Below are 23,163 nucleotides of genomic sequence, written 5' to 3'. Positions count from 1 at the left end.
CGCCTTTCGAGATGATCAGTCGGTTTCTTGTGCTCGTGCGCGAGAGGTGCCCTCCGTGATCTGCCGGAGTGTGGCCATGTAGCTCTGGAAGGCGTCACGCCCGGCGTCGGTCAGCGACAGCCAGGTTCGAGGACGCTTGCCGACGAAGCCTTTCGTCACCCGCACATAACCCGCCTTCTCCAGCGTCTGGATGTGCTTGGACAGCAGCGAGTCGCTGACCTCGATCGTGTCCCTCAGGTAGCTGAACTCGACCGTCTCCGCCGCCGCGAGCATGGCCGTGATGGACAGCCGTACCGGTGCGTGGATGATCTCGTCGAGCGCGTGCCGAGGATGGCTCACCGATCACTCCCCGGAGCGGAACACGCGCACCGCGCCGTACAGCAGGGGAGCGCCCGCGATCAGCGCGACCACGACGTCGGGCACCACCGACTCCGGCCCCGGCTCCATCGGGCGCAGGAACATGTTGTAGAGGGACGCGAGCACGACCGTCCCCACGAATGCCCCGGTGACGGGGTAGACGATCCGGGACATCAGCCGACTGTAGACCCGCTCGCGGAAGACGAGGCGAGCGCCGAGCACCACGCCGACGACGAGGAGGAGCCCTAGGCCGCTGTAGTCCTGGACCGCCTCGGGGCCGAGCAGCGCGGCCAGCCAGTAGGCGGTGGTGATCAGCCACAACGTCAGGAAGAAGATCGCGCCCCGTCGGCCCGTCCTTCGTACGGCGCTCTGCGCGCGGTCCACTTCGCGAAGGGCGGCTTCCGCTGACAATTCGTCATGTTCAGGCATGTTTCCTCCAAGTCACATTCTTTACTTGGAAGAGAGTACTCAACCGTCATTCAAGTGTCCAGCCCCGGATCGAACGCAGCGAATCCAAAGCCTGCGCATAAGCGGCGCGATAACCCCCTCGTCTCACACTGGTCCCACCGGATGTGATCAAGCGCAGGAGGGATACACATGACGGGGGAAAACCGCAGACCGCTGGCCGCACTCACGCTGGCCGTACTCACCGGCGTCGGGCTGGTCGGGCCCGCCCAGCTCGCCCACGCCGACGCTTCGCACGCAAGAGGGCCGCGTCCAGCCATGCAGCTCCCGTTCCCGTGCGAGCAGAAGTGGCGTCTGAATACCTGGGGCCACGCGCCGGCACTGGACATGGTGCGGGAACCGCAGAGAGCAACCAACGGATCCAAGCTCATCGCGCCGGCTGCCGGGACCGTGGTCATGTCGAAGTGGAGCAACGGCGCCGGGCACAGCGTCAAGATCGATCACGGTGGCGGGTGGTACACCGTCTACATCCATCTGCGGGTCCGCAGCGTCAAGGTCGGCGACCGGCTCACCCGCGGTTCCGTGCTGGGACAGGTGGGCGGCACGGGGACGAACGGCAATACCCCTCACCTGCACTTCGAGACCTGGTACGACAAGAACGGTGACGGAAAGACCGGATGGGGCGGACCGGGAGTGGAACGGGTCCCCTCCGTTTTCAACGGCGCCGTCTACGGCAACCGCGACGGCCAGGAATACCGCAATGTCTCCAGCAACAACTGCAATGTCGGGGAACTGGGACCGCACTGATCCGCCCAGCTGACCTGCCCGCCCAGTCCTGTGCTTCCGAGGGGCGGTCCAGCCTCGTCGAAATCCAGGAGTGAGGGACGGTTCTGGGGATGTGCCGGCCCGGATCCGATCAGGGGTCAGAGGCGGTTCTGGGCGATGCGTTTGCCCAGACCGGCCAGGGAGTCGTCGGCCATGAGCGCGGGCAGGCGCGGCGCGTCCTCGTCGATCCGGCGCAGCACCGCGGGATGGTCGCCGCTGAAACGACTCCACGCCCTGACCACCTCCGGCATCGCCGCGATGGCCGCCTCCGAAAGGATCGCCTCCCGGGGCAACCACGACGTCAGGAACGCCGAGACCCGTTGCGGGCTCCACCACCGCGGCCGGTCCCCGACGAACTCGGCCAGCTTCTCGAACGCCTTCCCCGCCCCCTGCATCTCCGGCAGGTCCCGGAACCGGGCCAAGATGTCGTCGGACGCGCCACGCACCAGCCCCGGGACGCCCTGGGCCCGGGTGATCGCCAGCGGCCGCACGCTCGCCAGCGTGTCCGCGACCTCCGCTCCCATGATCCGGTCACCCAGCTCGAACGCGTCCAGGATCCGCCCGGCCACCGTCCCGGGCTCGGCCGCCTCCAGCCCCAGATCGTCAAGGAACTTGACCTCCTCGACCAGCGCGTCGACCGCCAGCCCGCCTTGCGGCTGGTCGATGCCGACGACCAGGAGGTGCGGCTCCTTGCCGTTGTCGTAGCGGAAGGAGAGCACGGCCAGCACCTGCTCGCCGTACGGGTCGGCCTTGCCGTACCAGGCGCCCTCGCACGTCACCCGTCCCATCCGGCGCACCCACCCGGCGAGCGTCCCAGCCAGCCCGCGAGCGGCCTCGGCGTACACTTCGGCACCCGCCCCCGTCGTCGCGTCACCCGCCGGGGCGGGCATGTCCGGCAAACCCGGGGCGTCGGGAGGAGACAGCGGACGGCCCGCGTTGACCGCCGCGATGGCGACCAGCGTGAGCCGCGCCTCCGGACCGCCGTCCACCGCCAGCTCGCTCAGGAACGGCCGGATCTGCGCCGGATCCAACCCGGCCGTGACCTTGGCCGCCCAGAGCTCTGTCCGCAAGGGCGAACGCCATCTGAGCAGGTCACGCGCCTGGACGACAGCCGTGGAAAACGCCTCTGTGCTCACCATCCGACCGTACCTCGCTGACGCGCGCCCCTCGTCCCTCGCTCCTGCCCCCTATCCTGATCACAGGCGAAGAGTGGGGCAGCATGGAGATCCGCATTCTCGGGCCTGTCGAGGTCCGTCGAGACGGGGCGCCGGTGCCGCTCGGCGGTTCGAAACAGCGCGCGCTCCTCGCGCTTCTGGTGCTCAACGCGAACGGTGTGGTCTCCGTCGATCGGGTGATCTCGGCACTGTGGGACGAGGACGTGCCGGCAACGGTCGCCAACCAGATCCAGCAGATGGCGTCCAAGCTACGCCGAGCGCTGGGCAGGGACACCGGCCGCGAGTCTCCACTCGTGTACCGCTCCTCGGGCTACGTCCTGCGCCTGGACGAGACGGCGAGCGATCTCGCTGTCTTCGAGCGCTTCGCGGAGCGCGGACGTGCCGCGCTCGCCGACGGCCGGCCGGCCGACGCTGCCCGCGATCTCGGCGCCGCGCTCGAGCTGTGGCGGGGTCCCGCACTGGGCGACACGACCGGCCCGCTGATCCTCCTGGAACGCCCACGGCTGGAGGAACGACGCCTCGGGGCCGTGCAGGACAGGATCGACGCCCAGTTCGCGCTCGGCCGTCATGCCGATCAGATCGGTGCGCTGACGGCGCTGGTGGCCGAACATCCACTGCGCGAGTCGTTCCGCGAACGGCTCATGCTCGCGCTGTACCGATCGGGCCGCCAGGCCGATGCGCTGGCCGAATACCAGCGGCTGTACCACCTTCTCGACGAGGAGCTGGGCATCCAGCCATGCGCGAGCGCGCAACGACTGCATCGGCAGATGCTTGCCGGCGCACCCGATCCGGAGGCCGGGCCGGTGCCGGACCCGCCGCCGGCTTCGGCCGCGCTCGCCGGGCACGGGCCACGGGACGTACCGGTCGTGCCGCGCCACCTTCCCGCGGCCACCCGCGACTTCGTCGGACGGGGGGACCAGGTCAAGCTGCTCGACGAGCTGCTGCCCGACGGCGAGAGCGGCGACGCGCCCGCCGTGGTGATCTCGGCGGTCTCCGGCCCCGCCGGCGTCGGCAAGACCGCGCTCGCGGTGCACTGGGCGCACCGGGTCGCCGAGCGATTTCCCGACGGCCAGCTGTACGTGAACCTGCGTGGCCACGACCCGCTCGGTCACGGGCTGTCGCCGGCCGAGGCGTTGCGCCGGTGTTTCGACGCGCTGGGGGTGCCACCGCAGCGGATCCCCGCCGACGTGGACGCCCAGGCGGGGCTCTACCGCAGCCTCCTGGCGGGAAAGCGCATGCTCGTTCTCCTTGACGACGCTCGTGACGAGGAACAGGTACGGCCGCTGCTGCCGGCCTCACCGGGCTGCTTCGCCCTGATCACCAGCCGCAACCAGCTCTCCGGCCTGGTCGCGGCCCAGGCCGCCCGGCCGATCCCGCTGAGCCTGCTCACCGAGGTCGAAGCGCGCGAGTTGCTTGCTCGCCGGCTCGGCGACGATCGTGTGGTCGCCGAGCGTGAGGCCGTCGACGCCATCATCTCTCGCTGCGCGCGGCTCCCGCTTGCCCTGGCGGTGATGGCCGCCCGCGCCGCCGCCCAACCCGGCTTCCCGCTCCATGCGTGGGCCGAGCGGCTGCGCGACGCCGAGAGCACCCTCGACGCCTTCTCGGGCCCGGATCCCGCCACTGACCTCAGAGCGGTGTTCGCCGTCTCCTATGACGGGCTCTCCGCGGGCGCGGCCCAGCTCTTCCGGCTTCTCGGACTCCACCCCGGCCCGGACGTCTCGCTCACCGCCGTCGCCAGTCTCGCCGGCATCCGCGTCTCCCAGGTGCGGCCCCTGCTGGCCACCCTCACCGCCGCGCAGCTGCTCATCGAGCACCGTCCCGGCCGCTTCACCTTCCACGATCTGCTTCGCGCGTACGCCAACGAGCTCGTACGCGGGCAGGAGAGCAGCGCCGAAGCGCACGGGGCTCTTCGCCGCCTGCTCGACCACTACGTGCACACGGGCCGCCGGGCAGCGCTGCTGATCAACCCGGCGCGCCGCGAGATCACCCTCGACGATCCCGTTCACGGGGTCACGATCGGCGATCTGACCGGCAGCCGGCAGGCCGAGGCCTGGTTCTCCGACGAGCGTGCCGTTCTTCTCGCGGCCATCGACCTGTCGGTGGCCGCCGGGTTCGATGCGGCGGCCTGGCAGATCGCCTGGACTCTCGAGAACTTCCTCGACTGGCAGGCCCAGTGGGGCGACTTCGCCGGCATCCAGACGATCGCTCTCGCCGCCGCCAAGCGGCGGGGCGACACCTTCCAGCAGGTGCTCTCACACCTGGCCCTGGGTTGTGCGTCCAGCAGCCTCGCGCGGTACGACGACGCCCACACCCATGCGAAGCGGGCGTTGGAGCTCGCGGCGGAGATCGACGACGAGGCGGCGCAGGCGGAGGCGCATCATACGCTCGCCTGGGTCCACGGGCAGCGCGGTGACGTCGACGAGGCCGCCCATCACATGCGGCTCGCCCTTGAGCTGTACCGCGTCGCGGACGTGCCGCACGGGCAGGCCGAGATGCTCAGCGGGCTCGGACGGCTGTACGCCGACCTCGGCGACGGCGACCGGGCCGTCAGCTGCTGCCGGCAAGCGCTCGCCCTGTTCCAGCAGATCGGCGACGCGCGTGGGCAGGGCGCGGCATGGGACGCTCTCGGGTACGCCCACCACCACCTCGGCCACCACGAAGAAGCCATCACGTGCCACCGCCAGGCCCTCGATCTCCTCCGAACCGGGCGGGACAGCATGACGGAGGCGGAGACGCTCCTCCACCTCGGCGACGTGCACGCCACCCTGCACGACGATCAGGCGGCGCGACAGGCCTGGCAGGACGCGCTGGCCATCCTGGACGAGCTCTCCCACCCCGGCGCCGACGAGGTGCGCGCGAAGCTCCGTAACCACCGTCAGGCCTCGGGGTGAACTCCTGAACCGTACGGGCCCCCGATTCGGCGAGGAGCAAGGCAAGCCCGGCTGAACGCGCGCTCCGCAGGGTCCTCCGCTGGGTCCTCCGCTGGGCCCTGCGCACCCAAAGCCCACGCGTATGCGTCGCGATTGCCGCCGCGTTGTCGATGGCCGGCGGCGCTTCCTCCGACGGCGCCCACCACGCCGATCTCTACGCCTGGGATGCCAACCCGGGCAACGGCACGTGCGTCCCGGGGAGCCGTGCAGTGGCGGCACAACATCGGCAACCCCTACGACGACCCTCACCAACTCGCGGGCGCTGAAGGCATCGGCGCCGCGGGGAGGCGTGTCCAAGGTCAGGGCTGGCCGGGGGCGTGCGCCTCGCCGGGGAAGACCTGCCCGGTGCCGGGGCGGGGATGCCGGCCCTCGCCGGAAGCCGCTGGGCGGCGTTTCGCGAGGGCCGGCGTCGGGCCGGGATGGTCAGCGGTTGTCGCCGCCCAAGCCCGCCTTGCGCAGGGCCTCGGCCATGGCGCCCGTCGGTGCGGGACGGCGCTGGCCGCCGCGCCCGCGCTGGCCGTCGCCGTTGCCGCGCTGCCCGTTGCCCCTGCCGCCGTCGCCGCGACGCTCGTCGCGACCGCCCTGGCCTCGGCCGTCACCACGAGCGCCCTGGCCGCCTTGGCCGTCGCCACGAGCGCCCTGACCGTCGCCACGAGCGCCCTGACCGTCACCGCGGCCGCCCTGGCCGCGTCCGCGCTGGCCGTCGCCACGGCCGCCGTTGCCTTGGCTGCTGTCGCGACCGTCGTCGGCGCCGCGGGGGCCCTGGCGGCCGGGGCCGCGGCGGGAGCCGTCGGCCGGGGACTGGGTGGTGATCTCGTCTTCCAGGCGAAGCGTCAGGGAGATGCGCTTGCGGGGGATGTCGACGTCGAGGACCTTGACGCGCACGATGTCTCCGGGCTTGACCACGTCGCGGGGATCTTTGACGTAGGTGCGGGACATGGCGGACACGTGGACGAGGCCGTCCTGGTGCACGCCGACATCCACGAAGGCGCCGAACGCGGCCACGTTGGTGACGACGCCCTCCAGGATCATGCCCTGCGTCAGGTCGGAGAGCTTCTCGACGCCCTCCTTGAAGGTGGCCGTCTTGAACGCGGGCCTCGGGTCACGGCCCGGCTTTTCCAGCTCGCGCAGGATGTCGGTGACCGTGGGCAGGCCGAACGTGTCGTCGGTGAAGTCGTCGGGCCTGAGCGAGCGCAGCGCCGCGGTGTTGCCGATCAGCGTCTTGAGGTCGCTCTTGACGGCGCCGAGGATGCGCCGCACCACGGGGTAGGCCTCAGGGTGCACGCTGGACACGTCGAGCGGGTCGTCGCCGCCGCGGATGCGCAGGAAGCCGGCGCACTGCTCGAATGCCTTGGGCCCGAGCCTGGGCACGCTCTTCAGCGCCGAGCGCGCGCGGAAGGGGCCGTTGGCGTCGCGGTGGCGGACGATGCTCTCGGCCAGCGTCGAGCCGATGCCGGACACGCGCGTGAGCAGCGGCGCCGACGCGGTGTTGACGTCGACCCCCACGGCGTTGACGCAGTCTTCGACCACCGCGTCGAGCGAGCGGGAGAGCTTGGATTCGGCGAGGTCGTGCTGGTATTGGCCGACGCCGATCGACTTGGGGTCGATCTTGACCAGCTCGGCCAGCGGATCTTGCAGCCTGCGGGCGATGGAGACCGCCCCGCGCAGCGACACGTCGAGCTCGGGCAACTCCTGCGAGGCGTAGGGCGAGGCGGAGTAGACGGAGGCCCCGGCCTCGGAGACGACGATCTTCGTCACCGACGGCATGTGCTGGACCAGCTCGCCGGCCAGCTTGTCGGTCTCGCGCGACGCGGTGCCGTTGCCGATGGCGATCAGCTCGACGCCGTGCCGCTGCGCCAGCGCGCCCAGCACGGCGAGCGACTCGGCCCACTGCCGCTTGGGCTCGTGAGGGTAGATTGTGGCCGTTTCGACGACCTTGCCCGTGGCGTCGACCACGGCGACCTTCACGCCCGTACGCAGGCCGGGGTCGAGCCCCATCGTCGGCCGCGCGCCGGCCGGCGCGGCGAGCAGCAGGTCGCGCAGGTTGGCCGCGAAGACCCGCACCGCTTCGTCCTCGGCGGCCTGCCACAGCCGCATGCGCAGGTCGATGCCCAGGTGCACCAGGATGCGCGTGCGCCAGGCCCAGCGCACGGTCTCGGTCAGCCACTTGTCGGCCGGTCGGCCCTGGTCGGAGACGCCGAACCGGGAGGCGACGCGCATCTCGTAGTCGGGGCTGTCGTCGGGCTCGAGCGTGACGGAGAGGATCTCTTCCTTCTCGCCCCTGAACATGGCCAGGATGCGGTGGGAGGGCAGCTTCGTGAACGGCTCGCCGAAGTCGAAGTAGTCGGAGAACTTGGCCCCCGCCTCCTCCTTGCCCTCGCGCACCTTGGAGACCAGCCGGCCACGGTTCCACAACTGCTCGCGCAGGGCGCCGATGAGGTCGGCGTCTTCGGCGAAGCGCTCGACCAGGATCGCCCTCGCGCCTTCGAGAGCCGCGGCCGCGTCGGCCACCCCCTCGGTGACGAAGCCCTCCGCGGTGGCCGCCGGGTCACACGCGGGATCGGCGAGCAGCTGGTCGGCCAGCGGTTCGAGCCCCAGCTCCCGGGCGATCTGCGCCTTGGTGCGCCGCTTGGGCTTGTAAGGCAGGTAGATGTCTTCGAGCCTGGCCTTGGTCTCCGCCGCCATGATCTGCTCGCGCAGCTCGTCGTCGAGCTTGCCCTGCGACTCGATCGACTCCAGGATGGCCGCCCGGCGCTCCTCCAGCTCGCGCAGGTAGCGCAGCCGCTCCTCGAGCGTGCGCAACTGCGCGTCGTCGAGGGCGCCGGTGGCCTCTTTGCGGTATCGCGCGATGAACGGCACGGTCGCGCCGCCGTCGAGCAGATCGACGGCCGCCTGCACCTGCCCGTCGCGTACGCCGAGCTCTGCCGCGATCCGCTGGTGAATAGAGAGCACTTGCCTGCCTTTCGATGGTCCCGCCGGTCAATTGTGCAGGACTACGCCGTCTTTCATGACCAGAGTGCGCCCAGGGTGAACGACCACGGCCTCCGCCGGGCCTCCCGAGGGCACGACCACCAGGTCGGCCCGGTCACCCTCGGCCAGGCCGTAGCCCGCGAGCCCCAGCGCGCGGGCGCCGCCGTAGGTGGCGGCCTCCAGCGCCAGCTCGATGTCCTCGTCCGCGCGGAAGGTGCTGCGGTAGGCGACGTGCATCGCCCGCTCCAGCATGTCGCCGCTGCCGTAGGGGCCCCACAGGTCGCGGATGCCGTCGTGGCCGCACGCGATCGTGACGCCCGCGGCCCGCAACTTCTTGATGGGCGGCACGGGGTAGTTGTAGACGGCCCCGGTCACCAGCGCCACGCCCGCGTCGGCGAAGCCCTGCGCCAGGCGGTCGACGTAGGGCTCGTCGAGCTGGCCGAGCGCGTAGGCGTGGCTGACCGTGACCCGGCCGCCCAGCCCGAGCACCCTGGTGCGCTCGGTGATGAGCTCGAGCTCCCAGCCGCCCAGCGAGCCGCCGTCATGGAGGTGGATGTCGAGATGCGTGCCGTAGCGCCCGGCCAGGCCGAAGATCAGATCGAGGTGGCGCACCGGGTCGCGGTCGATGCCCGCGGGGTCGAGCCCGCCGACCGCCTCGACGCCGCCCTTCAGCGCCTCTTCGAGCAGCTCGGCGGTGCCGGGGTTGGTCAGCACGCCGTGTTGCGGGAAGGCGACCTGGCGCACGTCGAGAGGGGAGCGCGCGGCGGCCTCGCGCACGGCCTCCAGGCCGCGCAGGCCGACCTCGGGATCGATGTCGGTGTGGGTGCGCACATGGGTGGTGCCGGCCGCGCTCATGCGCTCCAGCAGCGCGCCGATCCGCTCGACGCTCGGCACGCCCAGCTCGGCCCGGCGGGCGAGGTCGTTGCCGATGCGGCCGGCGAGCGTGTCGCCGGCCGAGTGGGGCACCCATGGCCCGCCATGAAGCGTCTTGTCGAGGTGGCAGTGGGCCTCGACGAGGCCGGGCAGCACCAGCTGACCCGTGACGTCGACGACCCGGGCGGCGGGCGCGTCGATGCCCTGGCCGACCCGGGCGACGCGGCCGCCGCGGACGAGGACGTCGGCGGGTGCGCCGAGCCCCCAGGGGTGCCCGCCACGGATCAGCACGTCGGTCATGCCCAGCACCCTAAACGGCCGGACCGACGATTTCCGTGTCGCCGCTGTGACGGTTCCGGACCCGGCGGGCGGCGCGGACGTCATCCAGGGTGACGGATGCCCGGGGTGGACGGGCTGGGTGATCGGGTCAGCTGGGGTTGCGGGCGAAGAGTTCGAGATGGTGGCACGTACGGCAGCGGTAGGCCTCGACCTGCCACTTGGGCCGGCCGAAGAGCTTGGCTCCGCCGAACAGACCGCGTTCGAGCGGGCCCTCCACCCATCTGACGTATCCCTGGGAGCTCTGGCCGGAATCCATGATGAACCCGGGCTCCAGCGACTCTTCCCCGCAATGCGTGCACCGCAGAATGGACATGCGGCCCGAGCGTAGTCAGATCTCGTCGAGATGGGAGACGTTTGCCATGTCGGCGGCGTCGGTGCTGGGCCGCCCCTCGAACCAGGCGTCGAGGATCTCACCGAGCACCACGTCGGACGTCAGCCGGAGGCTGAGCGCGAGCACGTTGGCGTCGTTCCAGGTGCGGGCGCCGTCGGCGGTGTAGGCGTCGACGCAGAGCGCGGCGCGGACGCCGGGCACCTTGTTCGCCGCGATGGACGCGCCCGTGCCCGTCCAGCAGCAGACGACCGCCTGGTCGGCACGCCCTTCGCTGACGTCTCTCGCGGCGAGTTCGCAGGCCCACGCCCAGTCGGCGCGCTCGCCGTCGCCGAGCGCGCCGTGGGCGACCACCTCGTGCCCGCGCCTGCGCAAGTCCGCCACGACCCGCTCGGCCACGCCGTCCTTGCTGTCGGCGGCCACCGAAATCCGCATGTGTCCTCCCGGCTGCTCACCTCAGATGTACCAGCGCCCCCGGCTGGAATCGAACCAGCGGCCTCCTGTTCCGGAAACAGGTGCGCTCTCCGCTGCGCCACGAGGGCCCGTGGCGGGTGCGGGAATCGAACCCGCCTGGAGCGACGCATGAAATCGCCGGGCACACCAGCGCCCCCACCCGCCTGGGAAGACGCCCGGGCGGGGCCGGGGCCGGAGATCAGCCCCGACGCGCCCAGGACACGCCCGTGCGGCGCCGCACGCGCATTCGCCGGGTGGTCATGGGAGGTCCTTTCGCTGGATCAGGTGCCGGTATCGAGCATGGCGGTCGTACGCGTGACGGCGCAACGCGTTTATGCCGCACATGTCAGACTGGCGCATTGGTGCGGTATGTGCTTGGTTGTGCAGCCATATGAGCATTGACGAGAGTGACATCCCGGCGCTCGCCCGGGGGTGCGCGATCCTGGGCACCGGCGGCGGGGGAGACGTGCGTACGGGGTCGCTGGCCGCGGTCAGGGCCATCCGGGCGTACGGCGAGGTGCCGCTGGTCGAGCTGGCCGACCTGCCCGGCGACGCGCTGGTCGTGCCGCTGTCCGGGATCGGTGCGCCGACGGTCGGCCACGAGATGATCCATGGCGAGGACGAGCCCGAGCGCGTCGCCGATGAGGTGGAGCGGCTCTTCGGCCGGCCGCCGAGCGCGATCATGTCCTCCGAGATCGGCGGCTCGAACGGGGTCGCACCCGTCGCCTGGGCCGCGCGCCTCGGGGTGCCGCTGCTCGACGCCGACGGCATGGGCCGGGCGTTCCCCGAGGTCCAGATGGTGTCGATGTACGTGGCCGGGATCCCGGCCGACCTGGTGATCATGTCTGACATCGTGGGGAACGTCGTGACCATCCGCCCGATCGACGGGCTCTGGTCCGAGCGTCTGGCACGGGCCGTGTGCGTGGCCGCCGGTTCGCACGCGCTGATGGCCGACTACGTCCTGACCGCCGGCCGGGCCCGCGGCGCGGTCATCGAGGGCACGGTCACCCGCGCGCTGGCGATCGGCAGGGCCACGGAGGGCGCGGCCGACCCGCTCGGAGCGCTCCAGGACCGGCTCGGCGCGGTACGCCTGATCACCGGCAAGCTGACCGACGTGGAGCGGCGCACCACCGGCGGTTTCGTCCGGGGGACGGCCACGATCGAGGGCACCGGCGACGACCGCGGCCGCCGCCTCACCGTGGAACTGCAGAACGAGAACCTCGTCGCCGTCGAGGACGGCGCCGTGCGGGCCATGGTCCCCGACCTCATCACGATCGTGGACACCGAGACCGCCGCCGCCGTCCAGACGGAGAGCCTGCGGTACGGCCAGCGCGTCAGCGTGCTCGCCTGGCCCTGCGACCCGCTCTGGCGCACGCCCAGAGGGCTGGAGACGGCCGGGCCCGTGGCGTTCGGCTACGACCTCGACTACGTACCCGTCGAGGAGCTGACGGCGCATGGCTGACCTGCGGATGGGGATCGACGTCGGCGGCACGAACACCGACGCGGTCGTGCTCGGCGCCGACGGCCGGGTGGTGGCCAAGGCCAAGCGGCCGACGAGCAGGGACGTTACCGGAGGGTTGCGGGCGGCCATGGACGCGGTGCTCGCGGAGCTGGAAGGGGCCGCGGGAGCGCGGACGCCGGACGGCGGCGTGCGGAGCCGGGTGGGCCGGGTCATGCTGGGCACCACCCACGCGACCAACGCGATCCTGGAGCGCGGGAACCTCGGCCGGGTCGCCGTGCTCAGGCTCGGCGCGCCCGCCACCACCGCCGTGCCCCCGCTCTCCGGCTGGCCGGACGACCTGCGCGAGGCCGTGTCGGCGGGGGAGGCCGTCGTCCCCGGCGGGCACTACGTCGACGGCCGCGAGATCAGCGCGCCCGACCTCGGCGCGGTCCGCCGCTTCCTGGACGGCGTGGAGGCCGACGCGGTGGCCGTCACCAGCGTCTTCAGCCCGGCGAGCGACGGGCACGAGCGGCTCGTCGCCGAGCTGGTCACCTCCGAGTACGGCCTGCCGGTCTCGCTGAGCCACGAGATCGGCACGCTGGGGCTGCTCGAACGCGAGAACGCCACCGTGCTGAACGCCGCCCTCTACGGCGTCGCCGCCCACGTGACCGGCGCGCTGAGCGCCGTCCTGGCCGAGCGCGGGCTGGACGCGCGCCCGTACCTGGCGCAGAACGACGGCACGCTCATGACGGTGGAGCACGCCGCGCGGCTGCCGGTCGCGACGATCGGGTCGGGCCCGGCCAACTCCTTGCGCGGCGCCGCGTTGCTGTCCGGCGTGGCGGACGCGGTCGTGGTGGACGTCGGCGGCACGTCCACCGATCTCGGGGTGCTGGCCGGCGGCTTCCCCCGCGAGTCGGCGGCGGCGGTCGAGATCGGCGGGGTGCTCACCAACTTCCGCATGCCGGACATCCTCTCCGTCGCCCTCGGCGGCGGGAGCGTGGTGCGCGGACGCGGGGTCGGCCCCGACTCCGTCGGCTACCGGATCGCCGGTGAGGCGCTGGTCTTCGGCGGGGCCACGGCGACGATGACCGACGCGGCGGTGGCGGCGGGCCGCACCCCGCCGGGGGCCGCCGCATGGCGCGGGCGTCTCCCCGCGGCCGTCCTGGCCCGCGCGGCCGCACGACGGAACGGCGCGGACGCGCGGGCAGCGGCGGCGGGCGACGGGCCGGGCGGAGGGCCGGTCGCGCGGGACGGGACGGAAACGATCGCCGACATCCTGGCGAGGGCGATCGCCGTCGCGGACGAGATGGTCATCGACGCCGTGGATCGCATGGCGCTCGGCAGGACCGACCGGCCCCTGGTCGCGGTCGGTGGGGGAGCGTTCATCCTGCCCGCCCGCATCCCGGGCGTGAGCCGGGTGATCCGCCCCGAGCACGCCGAGGTGGCCAACGCCGTGGGAGCGGCCATCGCCCTCGCGAGTGGCAGAGTCGATACGATCTTGCCTGCGGGAGATAGTCGGCCAGAAGCGATCGAAAGGGCCAAGGAAGAGGCGGTGGCGCGAGCCGTGGCGGCGGGGGCGGATCCCTCCGGCGTCGAGATCGTCGATCTCCTCGAGGTGCCGCTGAGCTATCTCTCCGAGCCCGCCGTACGCGTACACGTCAAAGCAGCCGGACCCCTCGCCCGGTGAAAGATCGAAAGGATCCCCCCACCATGCGCTGGCACAAGCGCTTGCTCGTAGCCGGGCTCACCGGCGCCCTGGCCCTGACCGCAGCCGCGTGCGCGGGCGGCCAGGTGCGCGGCGCCGGAGGCACGCCGGAGCCGGCGAAGAGCTCCGGCCCGGCCGCCACGCAGACCGCGAAGGCCAACGACAGCACGTTCGTCTACGTGCCGAACCTGGACGTGGTCACCGACTGGGACCCGGCCACCTCCTACTCCAACGAGATCGTCGCCCTGTCGAACATCTACGAGGGCCTGACCCGTTACAACTTCCAGTCCCGCGAGGCCGAGCCGCGCCTGGCCACCGAGTGGAGCTCGGCCGACGGCGGCAAGGAGTGGACGTTCAAGCTGCGCCAGGGCGTGAAGTTCCACTCGGGCGCCACGCTCGACGCCGAGGCGGCCAAGAAGGCGATCGAGCGGACGATCGAGAAGAAGGGCGGCGCCGCCTACATCTGGGACTCGGTCGACACGATCGAGGCCGTGGACGCGACCACGCTGAAGTTCACGCTCAGGCGCGCCGCGCCGCTCGACCTGATCGCCTCCTCGGGCTACGCCGCCTACATCTACGACGTGGGCGCGGTGGACGCCGACGGCAAGACGACCGCCGGCACGGGCCCGTACACGATCGACTCCTGGCAGAAGGGCAAGGAGACCGAGCTCACGCTGAAGGCGTTCGAGGACTACTGGGGCGGCTGGACGCCCGAGCAGTACAAGAAGGTCGCCTTCCGGGTCACCCCCGAGACCACCACCGCGTGGCAGCTGCTGCAGAAGGGCGAGGTCAACTTCGTCCAGCGGCTGAACCCGCAGCTGTTCGAGCAGGCCGGCATGACCGACAACGTGCAGACGGCGCGGTCGCCGTCGTTCCAGAACCTGCTGGTGCTGTTCAACACGGCCGCGGGCCCGACGAAGGACGTCAGGGTACGGAAGGCGCTCCAGCTCGCGATCGACTACGACGGCCTGGCGGCGGCGCTGAAGGGGGCGGGGCTGAAGGCCGGCGGCCTGGTGCCGGAAGGGCTGCTCGGCCACGTGAACGGCATGGAGCCCGAGCACGACCCGGCCAGGGCACAGGAACTGCTCGCCGAGGCCGGATACGGCCCCGACCTCGCCGAGCTCAGGCTCTCCCTCACCTACGCGCAGGGCGACGAGGACCAGAAGATGCTGGTCACGCTGCTGAGCTCGGCGCTGAAGAAGCTCAACATCACGCTGCAGGCCAAGCCCATGACGTGGAGCGCCCAGTGGGACCTGGGGAAGAAGCAGGGGCAGGACATCTTCGTCATGTACTGGTATCCGGACTATCCGGACGCCTATTCGTGGTTCCTCAACGTGTTCAAGAGCGAGGACGAGCCGCGGTTCAACCTGTCGTACCTGAAGGACCGCGAGATCGACGCGGCCGTCGAGAAGCTGCCCGAGCTCATGGCGACCGACGCGCTCAAGGCGGAGGACGCGTTCGAGGAGCTGCAGAAGAAGATCATCGGGGAGCAGGCGGCGGTGGCGGTGCCGTACGTGCAGACCTACCAGCGCGCGCTGACCGCTGATGTCAAGGGGTACGTGGACAACCCCGCCTATCCCAACGTCGTCTTCTTCTACGACCTCGAACGCGCACGCTGACGCCCATGCTGCGCTATCTGGCCCGCCGGCTCGGCCAGGCCCTCCTGGTCGTCGCCGGCGTGGTCGTGCTCACGTTCGCCGTCATGCGGCTGGTGCCGGGGGATCCGGCGGTGGCGTTCGCCGGGCCGAAGGCCTCGCCGGAGGAGCTCGCCGCGGCGCGCGAGCGGTTCGGGCTGGACGATCCGCTGCCGGCGCAGCTCTTCGCCTACGTGCGCGACCTGTTCACCGGCGACTGGGGGGTCAGCCTGCGCACCCGGCAACCCGTGCGCGAGGATCTCTATCTCGCCTTTCCCGCCTCGCTCGAACTGGTCGGGGCGGCTCTGCTGATCGCGGTGGCGGCGGGGATCCCGGTCGGGGTGCTGGCCGCCCGCTATAAGACGAAATTTCCGGACTTGGGGGTGCGGTTCGGCAGCATGCTGGCCGTCTCCGTCCCCGTCTTCTGGCTGGCCCTGGCCCTGCAGCTGATCTTCGCCGGCAAGCTCGACTGGTTCCCCGTGGCCGGCGAGTACGACTCCTCGCTGGACACCACGAGCCCTCTCACCCTGTGGACGAACATCACCGTCGTCGATGCCCTCATCACCGGCAACTGGCCCATCCTCACCAGCACCCTCCACCACCTGGCGCTGCCCGCCCTGGTCGTGGCCGCCTACCCAGCGGGCGTCATCGCCCAGATGACCAGGGCGACCCTCATCGAGGAGTCCGGCCAGGACCACGCCAGGCTGGAACGCGCGCTCGGGTTCGGCGAGACGTCCATCCTGACCAAGTTCGCCCTCAGGCCGGCGCTGAGCCCCGTGTTGTCGCTGATCGCCCTGGTCTTCGCCTACTCCCTCGTCAACGGCTTCCTTGTCGAGGCGATCTTCAACTGGCCGGGCCTGGGCCGCTACGCCGCCGAGTCGATCCGCTCGCGCGACACGCCGGCCATCGCCGGCGTCACCCTCCTGGTCGCCCTGGTCTACGTTCTGGCCAACCTGGTCGTGGACGTGCTCCAGGGCTTCCTCGACCCCCGGGCGAGGAGCCGATGAGGAGCCCGCGCGCCGAGGTGCCGCTGCGGCGCTCCCTGCCACGGGTGCCCGACCGGTTCGCCGCCTTCGGGGCGGTGCTCATCGTGCTCATCGTGCTGGCCGCGATCATGGCGCCGTGGCTCGCCCCGTACCCGGACGAGCCGCGCCCGCTGGAGGGGTCGCTGCCGCCGGGCGGCGCGCACTGGTTCGGCACCGACCAGCTCGGCCGCGACGTGCTCACGAGGATCCTGTACGGCGGCCGCACCTCGCTGGCCATCGCGGTGTCCGTCCTGGCGGTCTCGGCGCTCGGCGGTGTGACGCTGGGCGTGGTGGCCGGGTACGCGGGCGGCTGGGTCAGGGACGTGATCATGCGGGTCACGGACGTGTTCCTGGCCTTCCCCGCCCTGCTCCTCTCGCTGGCGCTGGCGGTCGTGCTGCCGCCGAGCGTGAACACGGTCATCCTGGCCATCGCGGTGACCTGGTGGCCGTGGTACACCCGGCTGGCCGCGTCCGTGGCCGCCACGATCGCCGCCAGCCCGTACGTGGACGCCGCCCGGTGCCTCGGCGTGCCCGCGCCGCTGATCGTTTTGCGGCACGTGCTGCCGAACTCGCTCACCCCCGTCCTGGTCCAGATCTCGCTGGACGCGGGCGGCGTGATCCTCACCGCGGCGGCGCTGTCGTACCTGGGGCTCGGCGCGCAGGAGCCGACGGCGGAGTGGGGGCTGATGGTGCAGCAGGGGCAGACGCTGTTCACCACGAACTGGTGGATCGGCACGTTCCCCGGGCTGGCGATCCTGGTGACGGCGTTCGCGTTCAACATGCTGGGGGAAGGGTTGCGCAACGCGCTCGACCCCAGGGCGAGGACGGTCACGTGATCGAGGTGCGTGACCTCCAGGTGCGCTACGCCGGGCGGTTGGCGGCCGACGTCCCCGAGCTGGACGTTGGCGCGGGCGAGTGCGTCGCGATCGTGGGGGAGAGCGGCTCGGGCAAGTCCACGACGCTGCTCTCGCTCCTGGGTCTCACCGAGGGCGCCGAGGTCTCGGGACACGTCAGGGTCTGCGGGGTCGACGTGCTCGCCGCCTCGCCGCGCCGGCTGCGCGAGATCCGCGGGGCCAGGGCGGCGCTCGTGATGCAGTCACCCCAGTCGGCGCTCAGCCCCGCCACCCGTCTCGGCGTGCTGATGCGCCGCGCGCTCAGGCTCCACGGCGTCGGGAAAGGCGCAGGCCGGGGCGGGAGCCTGGACGAGATCATGGCGAAGTCCGTGGCGGCGGTCATGCTCGACCGCACGATCCTGCGGCGTTACCCGCACGAGATCTCCGGCGGCCAGGCCCAGCGCTTCGCCATCGCGCTGGCCATCGCCCTGGGCGCCGAGGTGATCCTCGCCGACGAGCCGACCAGCGCCCTCGACGTGACCGTGCAGGCCGAGGTGGTCGGGGTGCTCCACCGGCTCAGGGTGGAACGAGGGCTGGCACTCCTGCTCGTCTCCCATGATCTGGCCCTGGTCTCGACGATCGCCGACCGGGTGCTGGTCATGAAGGGCGGGGAGGTGGTGGAGTCGGGTCCAGCCGCGAGGTTGCTGGCCGAGCCGTCGCACCCCTACACGCGCGAGCTGCTGGAGGCGCTGCCGTGACCATGCTCAGGGCCGAGCGGGTGACCCTCGGGTACGCCGGGCGGGCCGTCGTGCACGACGTGAGCCTGGACGTCACCGCGGGTGGCGTCGGGCTGATCGGGGAGAGCGGCTCGGGCAAGACGACCCTGGCGCGCGCGTTCCTGGGCCTCCTCACCCCCATGGCCGGAAACATCTGGTACGGCGACCAAATCCTCAAAAAAGCGGACATGCGGGCGTTCCGGAAAGACGTCCAGCCCGTCTTCCAGGCCGAGGCCCTCGACCCCAGGATGCGCATCGGCGCCTCCGTCGCCGAGGCCCTGCCGGCGCGAGGACCCCGCGCCGCCCGTGCCAGGGTGCCGGAACTGCTCGAACAGGTCGGGCTCGACCCCGCACTGGCCGGCCGCAGGCCGCACCAGCTCTCGGGAGGCCAGCGCCAGCGGGTGGTGATCGCCAGGGCCCTGGCGGTCGGCCCCCGCCTGCTCATCCTGGACGAGCCCACGAGCGCGCTCGACGTCACCGTCCAGGCCAGGATCCTCGACCTGATCGCCTCGCTGGACACCGAGCGCCTGCTGATCACGCACAACCTCGCCGTGGTGCGGCGGCTCTGCCGCACCACGCACGTGTTGTTCGCGGGGCGGGTCGTCGAGTCGGGAGCCACGCGCGACCTCCTGGCGAACCCGGCCCACCCCTACACCCGCGCCCTGCGCGACGCCGTGCCCGAGCGCGGCGGCCCGCCGCCGCGGGCCAGGGGCGCGACGGAGGCCGTGCCGGCGCGGACGGGCTGCCCGTTCAGGCTCCGCTGCCCGCTGGCCGTGCCGGAGTGCGAGCGGCCGCCCGCGCTCAGGGACGTGCGGGGCCGTCAGGTGGCCTGCCACCGGGCGGAGGACGTGCTGGTCACCTAGCCGGATAGCGCGCCTTGAGGTGCGCGGTGAAGTCTTCGGCGAGTTTGTCCATCAGCCTGGCCAGCTCCGCTCGCTCTTCCGGGGGCCAGCCGGCCGTGGCGCTCTCGAACCACGCGGCCGTCACCCGGCGGCACCTGCTCGCGGCCTCGGCGCCGTCCTCGGTGAGCGCGATGCGCCAGGCGCGGCCGTCGTCGGGGTCGCGCACCCGCTCGACCAGCTTGCGCCCCTCCAGCGCGGCGACGTGCCGGGTCACGTGCGGGCTCTCCACCTGCAGTCCTGCGGCGATCGCGCCGATCCTGCACGGCTCGCCCGCGTCCAGCAGGTGGACGAGGATCTGCACGTCGGGCCGGTCGAGCCGGACGCCCGCGGCCTCGGTCAGGCGCTCGTGCGTCTTGGCACGGTGGAGCGTGGCCGCGAGCCGGCGGTAGGCCGAGACCGTCTTGATGAGATCGTCGTCCATCGGTTTGCTTACCTAACTTAGGTATGTATCATCGTTCCTCGACTAATTACCCAAAGTATCTAAAAGGAGCGGAACATGGCGACAGCCGTCGCAACCGCGCGCCGGGACACCTCGGCGCGCAACCCCTGGCCGGCCGTGGTGTCACTGGCCTTCGCCGCGTCGATCGCCGCCTTGCAGAACACCGCGGTCGTGCCGTTGCTTCCCGTGCTGCAACGTGAGCTGGACGCCTCGCTCACCTCCGTGAGCTGGACGCTGACGGTGAGCCTGCTGGTCGCCGCGGTTTCCACGCCGCTGTTGTCGCGCTTCGGCGACATGTACGGCAGGCGCCGCATGATCCTCGCCGCCCTGGCGCTGCTGGTGGCCGGCTCGGTGATGGCGGCGCTGGCCACCTCTCTGACCTGGTTGCTGGTGGCGCGGGTGTTGCAGGGGTTCGTGGCCGCGCTGGTGCCGCTCTCGATCGGCGTGGTACGCGACATGTTGCCCGGACGCCAGCTCGCGACCGGCATCGGCGTGCTCAGCGCGACGATGGGCTTCGGCTCCGGCGGCGGGATGATCCTGGCCGGGCTCGCTTCCGGAGACTGGCACCTGGTCTTCTGGATCACGGCCGCCATCTCCCTGGTGGCCTCCGTCTTCGTGGCCTTCCTCGTACGCGACCGCGCGCCGGCCGTCAGAGGCCGTCCCGACCTGCTCGGCGCGGGGCTGCTGGCCGCGTGGCTGGTCGCGCTGCTGCTGGCCATCAGCGAGGGCGGCTCGTGGGGCTGGACCTCGCCCGGCGTGCTCGGGCTGTTCGCGGCCGCCGCGGTGCTGGCCGCCGTGTGGGTCGTGGTCGAGCGCCGGGTGCCCGAGCCGCTGGTGCAGATGGCGATGCTGGTCCACCGGGGCACGGTCGGCGCGACGGTGGCCTCGATGCTGCTCGGCCTCGCGTTCTTCACCCTCCTGACCGGCATCTCCGGTTTCGCCCAGGCGCCCGCCGGCTCCGGCTACGGCCTGGCGGCCTCCACCCTGGAAGTCGGGCTCTACCTGCTGCCCAGCACGCTGTTCATGCTGGTGCTCTCCCTGTTCGCGGGCCGGTTGATGCGTCACTTCCACGCCTCGTCCATGGTGGCCGCGGGCTCGGCGGTGACAGGGCTGGCGGCGTTGTGGCTGGTGGCCAGGCACGACGGCCCCGCCGACCTGTACATGGCGGCCTCGCTGATGGGCATCGGCTTCGGCATCGGGTACGCGGCGCTCGGCACCATGGCCGTCGAGCACGTCGAACCGGGCATGACGGCCGTCGCCGCGGGCGTGAACGCGCTCGTGCGCATCGTGGGCGGAAGCACCGCGGGCGCCGCGATCGCCGCCATCCTGGCCGCCAGTCCCGGCGTGCGCGGCTACCAGTGGGTCTTCGGCGTGGCCGCGGCGGCCGGAGCGGTGGCCGCGCTGTTCGCGGCCACGTACGGATGGCTCAACCGCCGGGCGGTCACAGCGCCTTCAGCCCGCTGATCACCTCGAGCAGCACCTTCGCGTCGGGGGCCGGAGGCGGGTGTTCGACCTGCACGAGCTGGCGCGCGTGCAGGTCGCCGACCAGCACCCTGATCACGCCGATGGGCAGGTTGAGCTCGGCCGCCACGTCCACGAGCCGGGTCGGCTGGGTGCACTTCTGCAGGATGATCAGATGTTCGGGGTCGAGGCCGCGCGGCGTCGTCAGGCCGCCGGACGTGATGATCACCGCGATGAGGTCGATGGCCTCGCTCGCGGGCACCGTACGGCCCCTCGTCAGCAGATAGGCCGGGACGATCGGACCGGCGTCCTCGTCCAGCCAGCGCTCTTCTGGCTTGTCACTCACTGCGCACCACCCGCATGGGTCGAGCGGGTTCCTTGACGTGGGGATCCAGGTCCGGATCGGCCACGTGCTCAGCCGGGATCAACACGATCGCGGTGGTCCCTCCATATGGTGAACCGCGTAGTGTCACGCGGATGTCATGCCTGGCGGCCAGGCGGGAGACGACGAAAAGGCCGAGCCTGTCGGTGTCGGCCAGGTCGAACTCCGGCGGGCTGGCCAGCCGCTCGTTGAGTTCGTCCAGCACCTCCGCGCTCATTCCGAGCCCGCGGTCCTCGACCTCGAAGACGAACCCCCTGGCCGCCTCCTCGCCCCGCACGATGACCTGGGTGTGGGTGGGGGAGTAGACGGTGGCGTTCTCGATCAACTCCGCGACGAGGTGGATCACGTCGCCGACGACGGGGCCCGCCAGTCGCTGGCCGGACATCGGCTCGACGGTGACCCGCGGGTAGTCCTCCACCTCGGCGGCCGCCCCGCGGGCGACGTCGAGCAGCGGCACCGGGCGGCTCCAGCCGCGGCCCGGCGTGGCGCCCGACAGGATGATCAGGCCTTCGGCGTGGCGGCGCATGCGCGTGGTGAGGTGGTCGAGCTTGAACAGGTCCTCGAGGGCGTCCGGGTCGGTCGCACGGTGCTGCATGTCCGCCAGCTGGATGCGCTGGCGGTGCAGCAACGTCTGGCTGCGCCTGGCCAGGTTGCGGAAGACGTGGCCGACGCCCTCGTTGAGCCGCGCCTGCCCGATGGCGGCCTCGACGGCGGTCTGCTGCACCGTGGAGAAGGCCTGCCCGACGTCGTCGATCTCGACCGTGGTGCTCGCCACCGACACCTCGGGCAGCTCGATCCGCTCGCCCCTGCGCAGCGTGCCTACCACGTGCGGCAGGCGCTCCTGCGCCACCTCCAGGGCGGCCAGCCGGAGCGCGCCGAGCTCCCGCGACAGCCGGTTGCCCATCCGCAACGAGAACACGATCGACACGACCACCAGCACCAGAGCGGTCCCCGCCAGCAGCTGCGCCCGGCCGAGCACCCGGTCGGCCACCGGGTCGGCGCGCTCGTTCAGGTTGGCGCTGGCCCGCATCTGGACCGCCTGGAACGACTTGGCCAGCTCCTCCGTGACGCTCAGCCAGTCACGCGGCGAGCGGCCGGAGATGATCTGGTCCTCCATCATCCGCATCCGCTGATAGGAGGCGGAGGTGATCATGGCGACCTGGGGGTCGCGCAGCGGCGGGTCGAGCTCTCCGAGCGCCTGGTCGACGAGGAAACGCCGGTTGCCGACGATCTGCGTGAAGGTCCTGCGCTCCACGGCCGTGGTCGGCCCGAGCGCGATGGCCTGCTCCCGGGTGAGCAGTTCCTTCGCGTAACTCATGTCGATGACCACGCGCGACTGCTCGTAGATCGGGATGTCGTCGATGAGCGCGACGCGGCGGTGCAGGCCGAACAGCGCGTCGGCGATCGCGTCGTAGGACTCAACTGCGTGCAGGCGGTCGCTCAGGCTCGTGTCGATCTCTCTTCTGATCACGTCGAGCCTGTTCAGTTGCGTGTACACCGCGTTCACCTGCGTGCGGATCTCTTCCGATCTGTCCTTGGAGTTGCCCGAGAGCCGCGTGAAGGTGTCTTCAGCGGCGTCGGTACGGCTACGCTGCGCCTCCACCGCGGTCTGGGCCGCCATGTGGCGCAGGTGCTTGGCCGAGACGAGACGCTCGCGCTGGATCTCGTTGATCAGTTTGTACGCTGGATGGCGGAGGTTCGTCCAGAGTGTCTTGTACTCGCGTAGCTCCAAGCTCTCGGTGGCGGTGACGGCGGTGATGACGCCCCACAACACCACCATGGAGGTCAGAGGCACCAGTAGGAGTCCGATGATCTTCATGCGGATCGTTCGGCTACGACCCATGGCACCTCACTCCGGTCGGTCCCCTGCTGGCAACCCCGGACGGGACAAGCCCCGAGGATAGCAATTC

At 71.5% G+C, this 23,163-nt stretch carries 20 protein-coding genes and 2 tRNA genes; 10 read left to right on the top strand and 12 right to left on the bottom strand.

Annotation, left to right across the window (positions count from 1 at the left end):
• Positions 1 to 15 precede the first annotated feature (15 nt).
• Entirely contained in the window at positions 16 to 339 is a 324-nt protein-coding gene (locus ACZ6SA_RS30380) for a winged helix-turn-helix domain-containing protein (RefSeq protein WP_347647221.1), read from the bottom strand.
• Between the two features lie 3 nt (positions 340 to 342).
• A complete protein-coding gene (locus ACZ6SA_RS30375) occupies positions 343 to 786 on the bottom strand; it encodes a hypothetical protein (protein WP_465831939.1) in 444 nt (147 codons plus the stop codon).
• Positions 787 to 954: 168 nt separating this feature from the next.
• Here ACZ6SA_RS30375 and ACZ6SA_RS30370 point away from each other — a divergent pair, with 168 nt between their 5' ends.
• A complete protein-coding gene (locus ACZ6SA_RS30370; protein WP_465831937.1) occupies positions 955 to 1,569 on the top strand; it encodes a M23 family metallopeptidase in 615 nt (204 codons plus the stop codon).
• Positions 1,570 to 1,685: 116 nt separating this feature from the next.
• Here ACZ6SA_RS30370 and ACZ6SA_RS30365 read toward each other — a convergent pair whose 3' ends face one another.
• Complete coding sequence (locus ACZ6SA_RS30365) at positions 1,686 to 2,657, bottom strand: hypothetical protein (RefSeq protein ID WP_465831935.1); 972 nt, start codon at positions 2,655 to 2,657, stop codon at positions 1,686 to 1,688.
• A 149-nt stretch (positions 2,658 to 2,806) separates the two neighbouring features.
• On the opposite strand from ACZ6SA_RS30365, the gene ACZ6SA_RS30360 reads away from it, so the two are divergent.
• Positions 2,807 to 5,653 carry an AfsR/SARP family transcriptional regulator gene (locus ACZ6SA_RS30360; RefSeq protein ID WP_465831933.1) on the top strand — a complete coding sequence of 949 codons (2,847 nt, stop codon included), beginning with the start codon at positions 2,807 to 2,809 and terminating at the stop codon, positions 5,651 to 5,653.
• 462 nt (positions 5,654 to 6,115) lie between these two features.
• On the opposite strand, the gene ACZ6SA_RS30355 is transcribed toward ACZ6SA_RS30360, so the two are convergent.
• The 6 genes from ACZ6SA_RS30355 to ACZ6SA_RS30330 all read right to left on the bottom strand — a co-directional run bounded on the left by ACZ6SA_RS30355 (position 6,116) and on the right by ACZ6SA_RS30330 (position 10,820).
• Complete coding sequence (locus ACZ6SA_RS30355) at positions 6,116 to 8,644, bottom strand: Tex family protein (RefSeq protein ID WP_465831931.1); 2,529 nt, start codon at positions 8,642 to 8,644, stop codon at positions 6,116 to 6,118.
• 27 nt (positions 8,645 to 8,671) lie between these two features.
• A complete protein-coding gene (locus ACZ6SA_RS30350; RefSeq protein WP_465831929.1) occupies positions 8,672 to 9,835 on the bottom strand; it encodes an amidohydrolase in 1,164 nt (387 codons plus the stop codon).
• Between the two features lie 127 nt (positions 9,836 to 9,962).
• On the bottom strand, positions 9,963 to 10,187 hold the full coding sequence (locus ACZ6SA_RS30345; protein ID WP_347647228.1) for a PF20097 family protein: 225 nt from the start codon (positions 10,185 to 10,187) through the stop codon (positions 9,963 to 9,965).
• Between the two features lie 15 nt (positions 10,188 to 10,202).
• Positions 10,203 to 10,637 (bottom strand): RpiB/LacA/LacB family sugar-phosphate isomerase, encoded by a 435-nt coding sequence (locus tag ACZ6SA_RS30340; protein ID WP_347647229.1) that lies wholly within the window; start codon positions 10,635 to 10,637, stop codon positions 10,203 to 10,205.
• Between the two features lie 34 nt (positions 10,638 to 10,671).
• Positions 10,672 to 10,744: transfer RNA gene (locus tag ACZ6SA_RS30335), tRNA-Arg, on the bottom strand.
• Between the two features lie 3 nt (positions 10,745 to 10,747).
• Positions 10,748 to 10,820 (bottom strand) — tRNA-Met (locus ACZ6SA_RS30330).
• A gap of 226 nt (positions 10,821 to 11,046) precedes the next feature.
• Here ACZ6SA_RS30330 and ACZ6SA_RS30325 point away from each other — a divergent pair.
• The 7 genes from ACZ6SA_RS30325 to ACZ6SA_RS30295 are packed head-to-tail and all read left to right on the top strand — an operon-like array spanning position 11,047 to position 18,932.
• Complete coding sequence (locus tag ACZ6SA_RS30325; protein ID WP_465831926.1) at positions 11,047 to 12,117, top strand: DUF917 domain-containing protein; 1,071 nt, start codon at positions 11,047 to 11,049, stop codon at positions 12,115 to 12,117.
• Positions 12,110 to 13,783, top strand: coding sequence for a hydantoinase/oxoprolinase family protein (locus ACZ6SA_RS30320; protein ID WP_347647231.1), 1,674 nt, complete (start codon positions 12,110 to 12,112; stop codon positions 13,781 to 13,783). Before ACZ6SA_RS30325 ends, ACZ6SA_RS30320 begins: the two co-directional genes overlap by 8 nt.
• Before the next feature lie 23 nt (positions 13,784 to 13,806).
• Positions 13,807 to 15,420, top strand: a complete 1,614-nt coding sequence (locus tag ACZ6SA_RS30315; RefSeq protein ID WP_347647232.1) for an ABC transporter substrate-binding protein — start codon at positions 13,807 to 13,809, stop codon at positions 15,418 to 15,420.
• 5 nt (positions 15,421 to 15,425) lie between these two features.
• Positions 15,426 to 16,442, top strand: a complete 1,017-nt coding sequence (locus ACZ6SA_RS30310) for an ABC transporter permease (protein WP_347647233.1) — start codon at positions 15,426 to 15,428, stop codon at positions 16,440 to 16,442.
• Positions 16,439 to 17,296, top strand: coding sequence for an ABC transporter permease (locus ACZ6SA_RS30305; protein ID WP_347647234.1), 858 nt, complete (start codon positions 16,439 to 16,441; stop codon positions 17,294 to 17,296). Before ACZ6SA_RS30310 ends, ACZ6SA_RS30305 begins: the two co-directional genes overlap by 4 nt.
• Positions 17,293 to 18,051, top strand: coding sequence for an ATP-binding cassette domain-containing protein (locus ACZ6SA_RS30300; protein ID WP_465831923.1), 759 nt, complete (start codon positions 17,293 to 17,295; stop codon positions 18,049 to 18,051). Before ACZ6SA_RS30305 ends, ACZ6SA_RS30300 begins: the two co-directional genes overlap by 4 nt.
• Positions 18,052 to 18,053: 2 nt before the next feature.
• Complete coding sequence (locus tag ACZ6SA_RS30295; protein ID WP_465832257.1) at positions 18,054 to 18,932, top strand: ABC transporter ATP-binding protein; 879 nt, start codon at positions 18,054 to 18,056, stop codon at positions 18,930 to 18,932.
• Here the strand turns inward: ACZ6SA_RS30295 and ACZ6SA_RS30290 are convergent.
• Entirely contained in the window at positions 18,925 to 19,392 is a 468-nt protein-coding gene (locus ACZ6SA_RS30290) for a MarR family winged helix-turn-helix transcriptional regulator (protein WP_347647236.1), read from the bottom strand. The two genes, ACZ6SA_RS30295 and ACZ6SA_RS30290, sit on opposite strands and share 8 nt — an antisense overlap.
• A gap of 75 nt (positions 19,393 to 19,467) precedes the next feature.
• Here ACZ6SA_RS30290 and ACZ6SA_RS30285 point away from each other — a divergent pair, with 75 nt between their 5' ends.
• Positions 19,468 to 20,874 carry an MFS transporter gene (locus ACZ6SA_RS30285; RefSeq protein WP_347647237.1) on the top strand — a complete coding sequence of 469 codons (1,407 nt, stop codon included), beginning with the start codon at positions 19,468 to 19,470 and terminating at the stop codon, positions 20,872 to 20,874.
• Here the strand turns inward: ACZ6SA_RS30285 and ACZ6SA_RS30280 are convergent.
• Positions 20,852 to 21,217, bottom strand: a complete 366-nt coding sequence (locus ACZ6SA_RS30280) for a DUF742 domain-containing protein (protein WP_347647238.1) — start codon at positions 21,215 to 21,217, stop codon at positions 20,852 to 20,854. The genes ACZ6SA_RS30285 and ACZ6SA_RS30280 overlap by 23 nt on opposite strands.
• The gene (locus ACZ6SA_RS30275) at positions 21,210 to 23,072 is read right to left on the bottom strand and encodes a sensor histidine kinase (protein WP_465831920.1); all 1,863 of its coding nucleotides are present in this window, start codon (positions 23,070 to 23,072) and stop codon (positions 21,210 to 21,212) included. Before ACZ6SA_RS30275 ends, ACZ6SA_RS30280 begins: the two co-directional genes overlap by 8 nt.
• Positions 23,073 to 23,163 lie beyond the last annotated feature (91 nt).

It is taken from the genome of Nonomuraea sp. NPDC049378, from assembly GCF_055586745.1.
Note: the sequence above shows the minus strand (reverse complement) of the source record. Positions and strands in the feature narration are given on the sequence as shown.

What these genes read in the sequence shown, in the direction of transcription:
- ACZ6SA_RS30375 (WP_465831939.1), bottom strand. Translation starts at nt 786, where the DNA reads ATGCCTGAACATGACGAATTGTCAGCGGAAGCCGCCCTTCGCGAAGTG.
- ACZ6SA_RS30370 (WP_465831937.1), top strand. Translation starts at nt 955, where the DNA reads ATGACGGGGGAAAACCGCAGACCGCTGGCCGCACTCACGCTGGCCGTA.
- ACZ6SA_RS30360 (WP_465831933.1), top strand. Translation starts at nt 2,807, where the DNA reads ATGGAGATCCGCATTCTCGGGCCTGTCGAGGTCCGTCGAGACGGGGCG.
- ACZ6SA_RS30350 (WP_465831929.1), bottom strand. Translation starts at nt 9,835, where the DNA reads ATGACCGACGTGCTGATCCGTGGCGGGCACCCCTGGGGGCTCGGCGCA.
- ACZ6SA_RS30345 (WP_347647228.1), bottom strand. Translation starts at nt 10,187, where the DNA reads ATGTCCATTCTGCGGTGCACGCATTGCGGGGAAGAGTCGCTGGAGCCC.
- ACZ6SA_RS30340 (WP_347647229.1), bottom strand. Translation starts at nt 10,637, where the DNA reads ATGCGGATTTCGGTGGCCGCCGACAGCAAGGACGGCGTGGCCGAGCGG.
- ACZ6SA_RS30325 (WP_465831926.1), top strand. Translation starts at nt 11,047, where the DNA reads ATGAGCATTGACGAGAGTGACATCCCGGCGCTCGCCCGGGGGTGCGCG.
- ACZ6SA_RS30320 (WP_347647231.1), top strand. Translation starts at nt 12,110, where the DNA reads ATGGCTGACCTGCGGATGGGGATCGACGTCGGCGGCACGAACACCGAC.
- ACZ6SA_RS30315 (WP_347647232.1), top strand. Translation starts at nt 13,807, where the DNA reads ATGCGCTGGCACAAGCGCTTGCTCGTAGCCGGGCTCACCGGCGCCCTG.
- ACZ6SA_RS30310 (WP_347647233.1), top strand. Translation starts at nt 15,426, where the DNA reads ATGCTGCGCTATCTGGCCCGCCGGCTCGGCCAGGCCCTCCTGGTCGTC.
- ACZ6SA_RS30305 (WP_347647234.1), top strand. Translation starts at nt 16,439, where the DNA reads ATGAGGAGCCCGCGCGCCGAGGTGCCGCTGCGGCGCTCCCTGCCACGG.
- ACZ6SA_RS30295 (WP_465832257.1), top strand. Translation starts at nt 18,054, where the DNA reads ATGCTCAGGGCCGAGCGGGTGACCCTCGGGTACGCCGGGCGGGCCGTC.
- ACZ6SA_RS30290 (WP_347647236.1), bottom strand. Translation starts at nt 19,392, where the DNA reads ATGGACGACGATCTCATCAAGACGGTCTCGGCCTACCGCCGGCTCGCG.
- ACZ6SA_RS30285 (WP_347647237.1), top strand. Translation starts at nt 19,468, where the DNA reads ATGGCGACAGCCGTCGCAACCGCGCGCCGGGACACCTCGGCGCGCAAC.
- ACZ6SA_RS30275 (WP_465831920.1), bottom strand. Translation starts at nt 23,072, where the DNA reads ATGAAGATCATCGGACTCCTACTGGTGCCTCTGACCTCCATGGTGGTG.